This is a genomic window from Mucilaginibacter gossypii (assembly GCF_900100945.1).
GTDB lineage: Bacteria > Bacteroidota > Bacteroidia > Sphingobacteriales > Sphingobacteriaceae > Mucilaginibacter > Mucilaginibacter gossypii.
The window spans coordinates 1-13426 of sequence record NZ_FNCG01000020.1; the positions used below are offsets into that span (position 1 = coordinate 1).

12 protein-coding genes are annotated in these 13426 nt (G+C 44.7%); 10 read left to right on the forward strand and 2 right to left on the reverse strand.

Going from position 1 to position 13426, the window contains the following annotated elements:
* From BLS28_RS26140 to BLS28_RS26150, 3 genes are all read left to right on the forward strand, one after another.
* Positions 1 to 284, forward strand: a 284-nt coding sequence (locus tag BLS28_RS26140; protein WP_143020703.1) for an IS1595 family transposase, incomplete at its 5' end; no start/stop codon positions are given.
* A 248-nt stretch (positions 285 to 532) separates the two neighbouring features.
* Positions 533 to 1243: a peptidylprolyl isomerase gene (locus BLS28_RS26145; RefSeq protein ID WP_091174728.1), complete on the forward strand. Its 711-nt coding sequence runs from the start codon at positions 533 to 535 to the stop codon at positions 1241 to 1243.
* A 188-nt stretch (positions 1244 to 1431) separates the two neighbouring features.
* Complete coding sequence (locus BLS28_RS26150) at positions 1432 to 2199, forward strand: exodeoxyribonuclease III (protein ID WP_091174730.1); 768 nt, start codon at positions 1432 to 1434, stop codon at positions 2197 to 2199.
* Between the two features lie 146 nt (positions 2200 to 2345).
* Here BLS28_RS26150 and porX read toward each other — a convergent pair whose 3' ends face one another.
* Positions 2346 to 3899: a T9SS response regulator signal transducer PorX gene (gene porX / locus BLS28_RS26155; RefSeq protein WP_091174733.1), complete on the reverse strand. Its 1554-nt coding sequence runs from the start codon at positions 3897 to 3899 to the stop codon at positions 2346 to 2348.
* Positions 3900 to 4161: 262 nt separating this feature from the next.
* Here porX and BLS28_RS26160 point away from each other — a divergent pair, with 262 nt between their 5' ends.
* The 6 genes from BLS28_RS26160 to efp all read left to right on the forward strand — a co-directional run bounded on the left by BLS28_RS26160 (position 4162) and on the right by efp (position 10640).
* Positions 4162 to 5394 carry an HD domain-containing protein gene (locus tag BLS28_RS26160; protein WP_091174736.1) on the forward strand — a complete coding sequence of 411 codons (1233 nt, stop codon included), beginning with the start codon at positions 4162 to 4164 and terminating at the stop codon, positions 5392 to 5394.
* A 445-nt stretch (positions 5395 to 5839) separates the two neighbouring features.
* Complete coding sequence (gene lpxD, locus BLS28_RS26165; protein WP_091174738.1) at positions 5840 to 6889, forward strand: UDP-3-O-(3-hydroxymyristoyl)glucosamine N-acyltransferase; 1050 nt, start codon at positions 5840 to 5842, stop codon at positions 6887 to 6889.
* Positions 6890 to 6910: 21 nt separating this feature from the next.
* Positions 6911 to 8317 (forward strand): bifunctional UDP-3-O-[3-hydroxymyristoyl] N-acetylglucosamine deacetylase/3-hydroxyacyl-ACP dehydratase, encoded by a 1407-nt coding sequence (locus BLS28_RS26170; protein WP_091174740.1) that lies wholly within the window; start codon positions 6911 to 6913, stop codon positions 8315 to 8317.
* Positions 8314 to 9099, forward strand: coding sequence for an acyl-ACP--UDP-N-acetylglucosamine O-acyltransferase (gene lpxA / locus BLS28_RS26175; protein WP_090532656.1), 786 nt, complete (start codon positions 8314 to 8316; stop codon positions 9097 to 9099). The genes BLS28_RS26170 and lpxA overlap by 4 nt, the downstream gene beginning before the upstream one ends.
* A gap of 136 nt (positions 9100 to 9235) precedes the next feature.
* Positions 9236 to 9856 (forward strand): ABC transporter ATP-binding protein, encoded by a 621-nt coding sequence (locus BLS28_RS26180; RefSeq protein WP_091174743.1) that lies wholly within the window; start codon positions 9236 to 9238, stop codon positions 9854 to 9856.
* Between the two features lie 220 nt (positions 9857 to 10076).
* Complete coding sequence (gene efp / locus BLS28_RS26185; RefSeq protein WP_090532660.1) at positions 10077 to 10640, forward strand: elongation factor P; 564 nt, start codon at positions 10077 to 10079, stop codon at positions 10638 to 10640.
* 122 nt (positions 10641 to 10762) lie between these two features.
* On the opposite strand, the gene BLS28_RS26190 is transcribed toward efp, so the two are convergent.
* Complete coding sequence (locus BLS28_RS26190) at positions 10763 to 12088, reverse strand: D-alanyl-D-alanine carboxypeptidase/D-alanyl-D-alanine-endopeptidase (RefSeq protein WP_091174747.1); 1326 nt, start codon at positions 12086 to 12088, stop codon at positions 10763 to 10765.
* A gap of 59 nt (positions 12089 to 12147) precedes the next feature.
* On the opposite strand from BLS28_RS26190, the gene BLS28_RS26195 reads away from it, so the two are divergent.
* Positions 12148 to 13398, forward strand: coding sequence for an aspartyl protease family protein (locus BLS28_RS26195; protein ID WP_091174751.1), 1251 nt, complete (start codon positions 12148 to 12150; stop codon positions 13396 to 13398).
* Positions 13399 to 13426 lie beyond the last annotated feature (28 nt).

Consider the following 13426-nt stretch of genomic DNA (forward strand, 5'->3'; position numbering starts at 1 on the left):
CTATTGTAACGGACGGCTTTGGTGGATATGCCGGTTTAAATAAAATATTCCGTGAACATCAGGTATTAAACAAGGAAAAAGAAGAGTATGCCCGGGGAGAGTATCACACCAATACGATTGAGGGCTTTTGGACATTGTTAAAACGGGGGATATATGGTCAATACCATAAAGTATCGCTCAGACATTTGCAATCATACCTGAATGAGTTCACATTTAAATATAACAATAGAGGCAATAACCAGGTGTTTAACTTTTTAATTAACAAAATGGCTACTGCCTCTTGATGGGCTATTACTCTTGAGAGGGGGCGCGGAGGGAAGAGCGATAGCAGGGGTGTGTTTCTGCGATTGGCTTATCAAAGCATAAACACACCCCTCCGCCCCCTCTCAAGAGGGGAATCGCACATTTCCCAGCTTTTTACCCCTTTAATTGATCCCGAGGAGGGAATTAGAAGATTCGGAACAAATAATCTATCTTCATCAATAAAAAAATCAACGCAATCAGCGAAATCGAAAACAATCAACGGCCATACATGAAGAAACTTTTTACCCTAAGCATTCTTTTATTAACCTTTACAGCCGCGTTTGCCGGGCCGCCTAAAAATCAGTATGTGCGTATCCATACGGTTTATGGCGATTGTATCCTTCGCCTGTATAATGAAACGCCTTTGCACCGCGATAACTTTATCAAACTAACCAAAAAGGGATTTTATAATGGTACGCTGTTTCACCGCGTGATCCAGAATTTCATGATCCAGGGCGGCGACCCGGATTCAAAAGACCCGGTAAAAGCAAAACCCGGCGCTGAACTGGGCAATGGCGATGTGGGTTATACCCTCCCGGCCGAATTTCGCGACAGCTTGTTTCATAAACGCGGCGTACTTGCTGCCGCCCGTGATGATAATCCCAAAAAAGAGTCGAGCGGCTGCCAGTTTTATATTGTGGAAGGCAAACGCTTTACCGACGGCAAACTGGATACACTGGAAAATACCCGGCTTAAAGGCCGCAAGATCCCGGCATGGCAGCGGGAATGGTATAAATCAGTCGGCGGTTCGCCACACCTTGATCAAAATTATACCGTTTTTGGCGAGGTTGTTTCAGGGATTGATATAGTTGATAGGATTGCTGCCGTAAAAAAGGATGCCAATGATCGTCCCAATGCTGATGTGCCTATGACGGTTGAGTTGCTAAGCAAAAAGGAATGCAGGCAGTTGGATGCTATTCTTTTTCCCGCAAAAAAATAAAAAGTTGTCTTTTCGACCGAAGGGAGAAATCTTATACGCCATGCAAATTAAACTATACTGGGCGTATAAGGTTTCTCTTTCGCCCCGTCGCTAAGACCCCGTCTCTGCTCTATCGAAATGACAATTTTGTTGTAATTTCGTGATTTTAAATCGCAGTTAATTCCGAAATCGAACATCCGAAATCTCAAATGAAAATACTTACATATAACGTTAATGGTATCCGTTCGGCAATAAACAAGGGTTGGCTGGCCTGGCTGCAAGCTACTGACGCCGATGTTGTTTGTTTGCAGGAGATTAAAGCCACGCCAGATGTATTGACTGATCTGGGTTTGGTAGATCAGATGGGCTATCAGCACTACTGGTTCCCGGCCGAAAAGAAAGGCTACAGCGGAACAGCCATTTTTACCAAAATATTGCCCAAGCATATTGAGTACGGCTGTGGTATTCCTGACTTTGATCGTGAAGGGCGCTGCATCCGAGTTGACTTTGATGAGGTTTCGGTGATGAGCGTTTATTTTCCATCGGGTTCAAGCGGTGACGACCGGCAGGTTTTTAAATACCGTTTTTTAGATGAGTTTGGCAAGTACCTTACCCTGCTTAAAGTGGAGCGCCCTAACCTGGTGGTTTGCGGCGACTATAACATTTGTCACCGCCCTATTGATATTCACAATCCAAAATCAAACGCCAACTCATCGGGCTTTTTACCGGAGGAACGTGAATGGATGGAGAACTTTATTGAAGGCGGATTTATAGATACCTTCCGCCACCTGAACAAAGAACCGCATAATTATACCTGGTGGAGCTTCCGCGCCGGATCACGCGGTAAAAACTTAGGCTGGCGTATTGATTACGCCATGGCCAGCACCCCGCTTGAAGATAAGATCCGCCGCGCGGCCATATTGCCGGAGGCCAAGCACTCCGATCATTGCCCGGTATTGCTGGAATTGGAGTTTTAAGCCCCTCTAAATCTCCCCTGAAGGGGAGACTTTAAGAAATATTAAAAAAATGTCATTGCGAGCGTAGCGCGGCAATCGCACGGAAGCATATACGCCCTGTATAGCTACGCGATTGCCGCGCTACGCTCGCAATGACATTAATGGGTTTACTTAGGCCCGTAAGTAACCACCGGTACTATCATTTCCTCTAACGAGATCCCTCCGTGCTGGAAAGTTTCATTATAGAAATTCACAAAGTGGTTGTAGTTGTTCGGGTATACGAAATAGCTGTCTTCCTTGGCAAAAACAAAGCTTGAGCTAATGTGCAGCCTTGGCAGCATGGCATCATGCGGGTTGCGGATATGGAAAACCTCCTTGGCATTATAGTTAAGGTTTTTGCCTTGTTTATAGCGCAGGTTGGTGTTAGTGTTCCTGTCGCCCACAATTTTGCTCGGGTTTTTTACGCGGATGGTACCATGATCGGTAGTAATGATAACACGTACCTGTTTTTGTGCGAGATATTTCAGCAGGTCGAACAACGGGGAGTGCTCAAACCACGACAGGGTTAATGAACGGTAAGCAGCATCATCACTTGCCAGCTCGCGGATCATCTGCATATCTGTACGGGCATGCGAAAGCATATCCACAAAGTTATATACCACCACGTTAAGCTCGTTGTTCATGAGGTTATTCACCGACTCATTCAGCGCGCGGCCTTCGTCAATATTCAGGATCTTATGGTATGAGTGTTTGCAATCCTTTCGCAGCACACGTTTCAGGTGGTCGGCTAAAAACTCGGCTTCGTACAAGTTCTTGCCGCCTTCATCCTCGTCGTTTTGCCACATAGATGGATAGCGGCGCTCCATATCCAAAGGCATCAGCCCCGAAAAAATGGAATTACGGGCGTATTGCGTAGCTGTTGGCAGGATACTATAATAAGTGTCCTCTTCCTCCAGTCTGAAATATTCGGAAATAATTGGGTTAATGATCTTAAACTGATCATACCGCAGGTTATCTATCAATATAAAAAACAAAGGCCCTTTGCCATCCAGCTTAGGGAATACCTTCTTTTTAAATAACTGCGGCGATGAGATTGGCGCCAGGTCCGGGTTTTTGATCCAGTTAAGGTAGTTGCGCTCCACAAACTTGCAAAACTGCATATTTGCTTCTGCCTTTTGCAGCGTCAGGATCTCGTGCATGCCGGCATCTTCCAGCTTTTCCAGCTCAAGCTCCCAGTAGATCAGTTTCTTGTAAACGTCAACCCATTCCTGGTGGCTCAGGTTTTCGTTAAGGGTCATGCCCAGTGTACGGAAATCCATCTGGTAGGCCATGGTGGTTTTTTCGGTAACGAGGCGTTTGTTTTCGGTCAGTTTTTTTATAGTAAGCAGGATTTGCTTAGGGTGTACCGGCTTAATCAGGTAGTCGTCTATTTTTGAACCGATGGCATCTTCCATCAGGTACTCTTCCTCATTTTTGGTGATCAGCACAATGGGCACATCATTGTTGATGTTCTTGATCTGCTGCAGAGTTTCCAGGCCGGTAAGGCCGGGCATGTTCTCATCCAGGAAAACCAGGTCGAAATAATTGTTCTTAAAAGAGTCGACGGCGTCGTAGCCATTGGTAACAGTGGTTACTTTATAGCCCTTTTCGCCCAGGAAAAGTATATGTGGTCTTAGCAGGTCAATTTCGTCATCGGCCCATAAAATGGTGGTGTCTTGCATAATATGTATATTAAATTTCTGAATCAGAATTTTCAGAATTTAAAAACTTTCAGAATGATCCGGTATAAGGTTAAATGCTTTTCAAATATCAATTTTTTACCATTAAATTCTGTGAATCCTAAAATTCTATGAATTCTGATTCAGACAGTAAACCCCAAATAGATGCTTTTGTTGTTATTCAGTAAAGGTATTAACAAAATTTAACAAACCTGTCGCGCTTATTTTACCTTTGTTTTACATTTTTGCACTTACATAAGCAGCATTGAATAAAAAGAAAATAATTAACGACCCGGTTTACGGTTTTATCAGTATCCCAACCGAACTGATCTTTGACCTCATATCCCATCCGTACTTTCAGCGGTTACGCTATATCAAGCAACTGGGCATGACGCACCTGGTTTATCCCGGCGCACTGCACACCCGTTTTCATCATGCTTTGGGCTCCATGTACCTGATGGATACCGCGCTTGAAACATTGCGAAGCAAAGGCCACCAGATCTCTGCCGAAGAGGAAGAAGCGGTTACCATTGCCATATTATTGCATGATATTGGCCACGGCCCATTTTCTCACGCTTTGGAAAATACCATTATTGATGGCATTGCCCATGAAGATATTTCATCAATGCTGATGAATAAGCTTAATGCCCGGTTTGAGGGTAAGCTTACCATGGCCATTGATATTTTTAATGATACCTATCCGCGTAAGTTTTTACATCAACTGGTATCCAGTCAGCTGGATATGGACAGGCTGGATTACCTTAATCGCGACAGTTTCTTCACCGGTGTATCCGAAGGGGTGATCAGTTCCGAGCGCATCATTAAGATGCTCAATGTTAAAGACGATCATGTGGTTGTTGACGAAAAAGGCATTTACTCGATAGAGAAATTTTTGATTGCCCGCCGTCTGATGTACTGGCAGGTTTACCTGCATAAAACAGTGATAGCGGGCGAGGAGGTGTTAACCAAGATCTTCAGGCGCGGCCGCGAACTGATTTCGCAGGGTAAGGAACTATTTGCTACTCCGGCCCTGCTGCATTTTTTAAAGAACCGCATCAGCCGGGATGCTTTCATGAACGAGGACCATCACCTGGAAACTTTTGCATGTTTGGATGATACCGATATTATGGCATCGGTAAAAGTGTGGGCATATCATCCCGACCTGGTACTTTCTCATCTTTGCAAAAACCTGGTGCAGCGTAACCTTTTCAGGGTTGATATTACCAATGAATGCCCCGATGAAGCTTTTGTTGAAAGCCTCCGCCAAAAGGCGATGGAAAAGTATGGCGTTAGTTATGAAGATGCTGCGGCCTACTTTGTGTTTACCACATCTATCCGCAACAACGCTTATAACCAAAACGATGGCAACATTGGTATATTAATGAAGAATGGCGAGGTAAAGGATATTGCCGCCGCCAGCGACAACTCAAACCTGGTAGCTTTGGCCAAAACGGTGAAAAAATATATCCTGTGTTATAATAAGGAGTTGTTGAATTAACAGGCGGTTTTCACTGTAGAGACGCATAATTGCGTCTCCCGCATGCAGGTTACGGCAGTTCGAGATTGGCAAAGCGATCTGTCCTAAAGGAGACGCAATTATGCGTCTCTACATAAAAAGGCATTGTGGATAAATGCCGGAAATGTGCACTGGCCGCGTTAGGAATTGTAGTGTAAAGCCCGCAGTGAGGGTTGGAATTACGGGTTGGGCAAGCGAGGACTTGGAACGGAAAGCCCGGCCGCAGGCAACGCCCCTATTTAAGAGAGCGATAAAACAATGGCGTCGTACTTTGGATTTTAACAAATAGCAAAACGAAACCGATATACATCTGCGACAAATGAAGAAATGGTGAAAAATAAAACGCGTTGACAGTCAAAACTTTTTAACGCGTGTTCATAACTCATTAATAATTTGTTGCTTCAATTTTAACATTTAAATTTGCCCGATGCAATTTACCGCTCATGATATAAGTTTACTGCTCAACGGAACTGTAGAAGGCGATCCTTCGGCAACTGTTAGCCAGCTTGCCAAGATAGAGGAAGCCGGAGCCGGCAGCCTTTCTTTTTTGGCCAACCCTAAGTATGAGCAGTTTCTGTATACTACCAACGCCTCCATTGTTATTGTTAATAATGATCAGCAGTTAACGGAGCCCGTAAAAGCTACACTGATCAGGGTTGAAAACGCTTACAGCGCGTTCACTGTCCTGCTTGACAAGTACAACACTTTCAGGCTTGATAAAAAAGGAATTGAACAGCCAAGCTTTATCCATCCCACAGCACAGGTAGGGGCGGGCGTTTATATCGGCGCGTTTGCCTATATCGGCCAAAATGCAAGCATCGGCGATAATTGTAAGATCTATCCAAACGTTAATGTTGGCGATAATGCAACCCTTGGCAATAATGTAACACTGTTTGCAGGGGCTACAGTTTACTTTGATTGCGTTATTGGCAACAATGTGATAGTGCATTCAGGAGCGGTAATAGGCAGTGATGGCTTTGGCTTTGCCCCTAACCCCGATGGTACTTACACCAAAATTGCACAGATTGGTAACGTAATATTGGAAGACGACGTTGAAGTGGGTTCAAATACTACTATCGACAGGGCAACCATGGGTTCGACCACAGTGCGCAAAGGCGCGAAAATTGACAACCTGATCCAGATAGCCCACAATGTGGAAATTGGTGCGCATACTGTAATTGCAGCACAGTCGGGCATTTCGGGCAGTACCAAAATTGGCGAAAGGGTTGTAATTGGCGGCCAGGTTGGTTTTGCCGGTCACCTCAATATTGCTAACGGATCGCAGTTTTCGGCCCAGACGGGGATAAACGGCTCTATAACAGAAGAAGGTAAGGCATGGGGGGGCTCTCCATATATGCCATATAAAGATTACCTTCGTGCCCACGCTAAGCTGCGAAAGCTGCCGGAGCTTGACCGCAAGGTGTACGAGCTTGAAAAATTAATTGAAGAACTACGTAAAGGCAAGGTAAGCGAATAGCCTTAGCCTGTAAATTTAAATATGAACGTTAAACAAAGAACTATTAAAGCGCCGGTTTCGGTATCAGGAACAGGCTTACACACCGGACAAAGCGTTACAATGACCTTTAATCCCGCCCCTGAAAACCACGGTTATAAATTCAGGAGGATTGATATTCCCGGTGCGCCAATTATTGATGCCGATGTTGATAACGTGAGTGATACCTCACGCGGAACATCTATAAGCCAGAACGGTGCTACAGTAAATACTGTTGAGCACGTGCTGGCCGCTTTGGTTGGGCTTGAAGTTGATAACCTGCTGATTGATCTTGATGGCCCCGAAACTCCCATTATGGATGGCAGCTCGATACAGTTTGTTGATGTAATAACCGAAGTTGGGCTGGTTGAACAGGATGCCGACCGCGAATACTATCATATTCCCTATAACATTCACTACTCTGAACCTGAGCGTAAGGTTGAAATGGTTGCCATGCCTTTGGATGATTACCGTTTTACCTGTATGGTCGATTATAACTCGCAGGTGCTGGGCAGCCAGCATGCCAGTATCTCAACTATTGGCGAGTTTAAAAAAGAAATTGCTTCATGCCGTACCTTCTGCTTTTTGCACGAGCTGGAAATGTTGCTAAAGCATGACCTGATTAAAGGCGGCGATCTGAACAATGCCATCGTGGTTGTTGATAAAGATGTTGACCAGGAAGAACTTGATCACCTGGCCAAGCTGTTTAACCGCAAGGATATCAATGTTGCCCCGCAGGGCATTTTAAATAATATTGAACTTCGCCACCAAAACGAGCCGGCACGCCACAAACTGTTGGATATGATAGGCGATTTGGCGCTGGTTGGCGTGCCGCTTAAAGGGCACATCATGGCCGCAAGGCCAGGCCATGCGGCTAACGTTGCCTTTGCTAAAAAGATCAAAGCGCTCATCAAAAAGGAAAAAAGCCGTAAGCAGGTAAAAACTTATGACCTGAACGCCAAACCGGTTTTTGATACGGTGGAAATTATGGGCATGCTGCCTCACCGTCAGCCTTTCCTGATGATCGACAAGATCCTGGAGCTTACTAAAAGCCACGTTGTAGGGTGTAAAAACGTAACCATTAACGAGGAGTTTTTTAAAGGCCATTTCCCCGGCGCGCCAATCTTCCCCGGTGTATTACAAATTGAGGGTATGGTGCAAACCGGCGGCATCCTGGTGTTAAACACGGTTCCCGATCCGCAAAACTACCTTACCCTGTTCCTGAAAATCGAGAACGCCCGCTTTAAAAGCAAAGTAGTTCCCGGCGATACCATTATTTATATTTGCGACCTGATTGCCCCCATCCGCCGCGGCATAGCTACCATGAAAGGTATAGGCATGGTGGGCGACCGTGTTGTTGTTGAGGCCGAACTGATGGCTCAAATTGTAAAAGTAAAAGAATCTGAAGCATGATCCAGCCATTAGCATACATCCATCCACAGGCCAAAATTGCCGATAACGTGGTAATTGAACCATTCGTTACCATCCATAAGGATGTTGAAATTGGCGAAGGTACCTGGATCGGCTCCAACTCCGTAATTATGGATGGCGCCCGCATAGGTAAAAATTGCCGGATATTCCCCGGCGCGGTTGTATCCGCCCCGCCGCAGGATTTAAAATATAAAGGCGAGCAAAGCACCGTAACCATTGGCGACAACACCACTATACGTGAGTGTGTTACCCTTAACCGCGGTACCGCCCTTGATAAAAATACCACCACCATTGGCAGCAACTGCCTGCTGATGGCTTATGTACACGTAGCGCATGATTGTGTTATTGGCGATAACGTAATTGTTGCCAACGCCGTGCAATTGGCAGGCCACATTACGGTTTATGATTACGCTTTCATCGGCGGCTCATCTGCCGTGCACCAGTTTGTTGAAATCGGCGCGCATAGCATGATCTCGGGCGGTTCATTGGTACGTAAAGACGTTCCCCCGTTTACCAAGGCTGGTCGCGAACCGCTATCATATGTAGGTATCAACTCTGTAGGCTTGCGCCGCAGGGGATTTTCGGCTGCTACAATAGCCGAAATCCAGGAGATCTACCGGATCATATTCCTCAAAAAATATAATGTAACCAAAGCGCTTGATATCATCGAGGCCGAGTTTACCCCCAGTGTAGAACGCGATGAGATCATCAACTTCCTGCAAAACTCACAACGCGGTATCATGAAAGGGTTTGGGAATACCTAAATGGCTGGAAGTCCATGGTCCATAGTCGATAGTCCATGGATTTCCGAAACAATTGCCGTGGCCCTGCATTCATTAACGCAAAACGGCTATGGACTATCGACTATGGACCATGGACTATTGACTATCGACTAAAAAAATGACCATCACCCTCAAAGACATCGGCCGCCGCTTTAACCGCGACTGGATTTTCAGGGGAGTGGATTATACCTTTACTTCCGGCGAGTCATATGCTATCCTTGGCCCAAACGGTTCCGGGAAATCAACCTTACTGCAGGTTTTAAATGGGAGCCTTTCGCCTTCTACAGGTAAAATTGAATTTGCTAACGAAGGAAAACCGGTTGAAATAGATACCGTTTTTACTCATTTAAGCCTGGCTGCTCCCTATCTTGAGCTGATAGAAGAGTTTACCATGAGCGAGATGGTCGACTTTCATTTTAAATTTAAAAGCTTTAAACCGGGTATAGATAAAGAAACGGTTATCGCGCTGCTTAACCTCCCTAAAAGTGCCAATAAGCTTATCAAATACTTTTCATCGGGCATGAAACAGCGCCTTAAGCTGGCCCTTGCTTTTTGTGCAGATACGCCCATGCTTATGCTCGATGAGCCCACCTCCAACCTCGATACTCAGGGCGTTGATTGGTACCTAAGCCTCGTACAACAATTCGCCGAAGGCCGGCTTACCATAGTATGCTCCAATCAGGAGCATGAGTATGGCTTCTGTAATCACAGGTTAAGCATTGTGGATTATAAAAGTTAGATGTGAGACGTTAGATTTGAGATTTGAGACAATGCAAATCGGATATCTATTCATAGATATTGTGAATGTACAAAGGATTGAAAAAGCTCAAATCTCACGTCTGATATCTCATATCTGTTTTATACATAACCCTTTAAATGTGGCTGCAGAGTAGAAAATCTCAAATCTAACGTCTCAAATCTCAAATCAAATTCCTAAGTTTGCGCCTCAATATTATTTTATGGCTAAGGCATCAGATGTTAAAAATGGAAATGTACTTCGCTTCAACGGCGAATTAGTTCAGGTTGAGGAGTTTTTACACCGTACCCCGGGCAACTTACGCGCGTTTTACCAGGCCCGTATGCGCAACGTTAAATCAGGTAAACTGGTTGAATACCGTTTCCGTACCGATGAAGAGGTTGACATAGCCCGCGTTGAAACCAATGATTATCAATACCTGTATGACGAAGGTGATTCATTAGTAGTAATGGACAACACTACATACGATCAGCATAACGTACCAAAGGCATTATTTGGCCCGGCAGTTAAATTTTTGAAAGAAGGCATGAACGTAATTGTTGCCTTCGAAAGCGACGAGCCCATCATGGGTTCTATACCGGGCTCGGCCGAGCTGGAAATCACTTACACCGAGCCAGCCGTTAAAGGTGATACTTCAAGCGGTGCTTTGAAAAATGCCACCGTTGAAACCGGCGCGGAGATCCGTGTACCGTTATTCATCAACATTGGCGATAAAGTTAAAGTTGATACCGCTACCGGCGCTTACGTTGAGCGTGTAAAAGGTTAATCCACCGGCCCTCAAAGGGTAGGAAACAGATATAAACCAGGAAGAGGTTTCGTTTTCACGAAACCTCTTCCTGGTTTTAGCCCCGCTCATGTCGTACTTGTTTCGGGATCATTATAGAGGGATTAAAACTTATCATGTATATACGTCATTATCCTAACCATCTCATCTCTTACTTCGCGGGTTGGCCGGGTAAAATTATTGTTCATGAATGCAAAAGCCAGGCGTTTGCCTTTGCGGGTAACTATGTAGCCGCTTTGGTTATGATTGTTGCTTAACGATCCGGTTTTTGCCCAAACAAAAGGATGCCCGTTATCGGTTTTATAGGCGCTTTTAATTGTACCCGCTACGCCGCCTATCGGCATCATGCTATGTAACAGGTTTTCATCTTTCACCTCGTCCTGAATTTTGAGCAGCAGGGCTACAAGGTCTCTGGGGGTAAACAAATTATACCGCGACAATCCCGAGCCATCAACCCATTGCGGCACATCGGGCAAGTCATTCAAAAAATGTGTTTTTGAGTAATTGATCACCGAATCAGTACTGAGGGTATTAAACTTTACCGACGAGCACACCAGCAGCAATTGTTCGGCAATAAAATTATCGCTCGGCTGCAGCATCCGCCGGTAAACGGAATCGGCATTGGTATTATAAATAACCCGCGCATCCGCAGCCATTGGTTCCTGCAATAAGGACACCTGCTTTTTGAGTGTATCCTGCAGCAGGGCCATGGTAAGCTGCAGGCTTGTTTTCCATGGGATTTCCTGTTTATAATTTGGGGGGATCACCCCGGCAGGGTACACAAAGTTATTGCTGATAAAATCGCGCTTAACTTTAAACTGTGCCGGGCGATAATTAATATCGGCATTTAAAAACCGTTTTAGATATTGGGGCCTTACCTGCATGTTACCGTCATTATCTGCGTAAAGCCGGGCAACGTTATCTTCAATAGGCAGGGCGGTTATTTCGGCCTGATAATAATCATTGTAATCGTCCCAGCCCCATCCTGCACCAAAAAACTCACCTGTATAGTTACCGGGCGAATAAAAAAGGTGTTTACTGCTACTCTTCAAAAAGTTAAGCCCATTTACTCCTTTCAAATCGCTGTGCAGGAAAGAAGGGTCGCCGGTACCCCAAAATATCAGCGAATCTCCGCGGGTTTGATAACGCAATGCCGGGATAGAATCGCCAAGCATTTTCAAACAGGTGTAAAAAGTAAAAAGCTTGGTATTGGATGCCGGGGTAAAGTATTTATCGGCGTTTAATTCATATATCATTTTATGCTCGTCCAAATCATAAAGGGCGAAACCGGTAAAGTGATCATTAACAATCTGCGAATGCTTAAAAAGCTTTTTAACCTTTCGTTTTTTTATGGAATGGGCATAAACAATATCACGACAAAGGGATAAAACACAAACAATTAACAGAAATGAAATTGTTGACTTTCGCATAATAAAATAATTTTTTAACAAATAAATCTCGTAAATTTAATATACCAACTATAACCACTTTGTTACACAAGTTATATTATAAAATACGCCATCCGGGAGCATTGTGGCTGGCATTTGTGTTAACATTTTGCCTTACAACCACAGCCCGGGCCCAGTACTTTGATCTTGATGTGCATAAAAAAAAGGTGAATATCCCGTTTAAACTGGAACGGAACCTGATGATCATTCAACTTAAGATCAACAACAAAGGGCCCTTTAACTTTATATTGGATACCGGCGTAGGTCTCATGATCATAACCGATCCTAAATTAGCCGATTCTATCAGTATTCCTAATAAACGTACATTAAAAATCCCGGGACTTGGCGAAGGGGAGGATTCTGAAGCTTATGTAACCTCAACCTTAGATGTTGCCATACCGGGACTGGTTAGCTATGATGTTGCGGCTGCCATATTAAAAAAAGATCTCTTTAACCTTTCGGGTTACGCAGGCATGCCCATTCATGGGTTACTGGGCTACGAGTTTTTTAACAACCTGGCCGTAAAGATCAGTTTCCAGGACAGCGTAGTTACCGTTTGCAGGCCCAAAGACCTCAAACCCTTCAGAAAAGCGAATAAGATCCCCCTGTCTGTCGAAGACAGGAAAGCCTATGTGGATGCGCGGGTTATAATGCCAGGCATAGCACCCATTAATACAAAGCTGGTTGTTGACCTTGGCGCAGGGCACCCGGTATCAATTGAACGTTATATCAAAACCTATGGCCTTCCGCAAAAATTTATTGCTTCGGCCAACCTCGGCATTGGCTTAAACGGACCAATAAACGGCTTTATAAGCCGGATGGACGAATTCAGTTTAGGTAAATTCAGGATGAAAAGAGTAATAGCTTCATTTCCTGATGATAGCAATAACCAAATCAATCTGTCGGTGAAGCGCGATGGAAACCTTGGCGTTGGGATCTTAAAGCGATTTACCGTTATTCTTGATTATCCGGATAGTGCCATGTATTTAAAACCCGGCCCAACCTATAACGATCCGTTTGAGCATGACATGAGCGGCCTTGAGTATTATGCCGCAGGCGACCACCTCGACAAGATTGTTATCAGCCGCGTAGAGCCCGGTTCGGCAGCCGATGAAATTGGCCTTGAGCGCGACGACGAGATCATATCGGTAAATTTTAAACCCGTTTCAAAAATGAACCTCCAGGATATTGATGAAATACTCAAATCAAAGGATGATAGAAGCCTGCTGCTTGAGGTGTACCATGACAAACGGGTTGATAAAGTTGTACTGACATTAAAACGCAGGATATAATTAGTAATACCTGTAAAATTATTATTGA

Coding starts and splice junctions, on each gene's coding strand:
- porX (WP_091174733.1), bottom strand. CDS start 3,899: ATGCAAGACACCACCATTTTATGGGCCGATGACGAAATTGACCTGCTA.
- BLS28_RS26190 (WP_091174747.1), bottom strand. CDS start 12,088: ATGCGAAAGTCAACAATTTCATTTCTGTTAATTGTTTGTGTTTTATCC.
- BLS28_RS26150 (WP_091174730.1), top strand. CDS start 1,432: ATGAAAATACTTACATATAACGTTAATGGTATCCGTTCGGCAATAAAC.
- BLS28_RS26170 (WP_091174740.1), top strand. CDS start 6,911: ATGAACGTTAAACAAAGAACTATTAAAGCGCCGGTTTCGGTATCAGGA.
- BLS28_RS26145 (WP_091174728.1), top strand. CDS start 533: ATGAAGAAACTTTTTACCCTAAGCATTCTTTTATTAACCTTTACAGCC.
- lpxA (WP_090532656.1), top strand. CDS start 8,314: ATGATCCAGCCATTAGCATACATCCATCCACAGGCCAAAATTGCCGAT.
- efp (WP_090532660.1), top strand. CDS start 10,077: ATGGCTAAGGCATCAGATGTTAAAAATGGAAATGTACTTCGCTTCAAC.
- lpxD (WP_091174738.1), top strand. CDS start 5,840: ATGCAATTTACCGCTCATGATATAAGTTTACTGCTCAACGGAACTGTA.
- BLS28_RS26180 (WP_091174743.1), top strand. CDS start 9,236: ATGACCATCACCCTCAAAGACATCGGCCGCCGCTTTAACCGCGACTGG.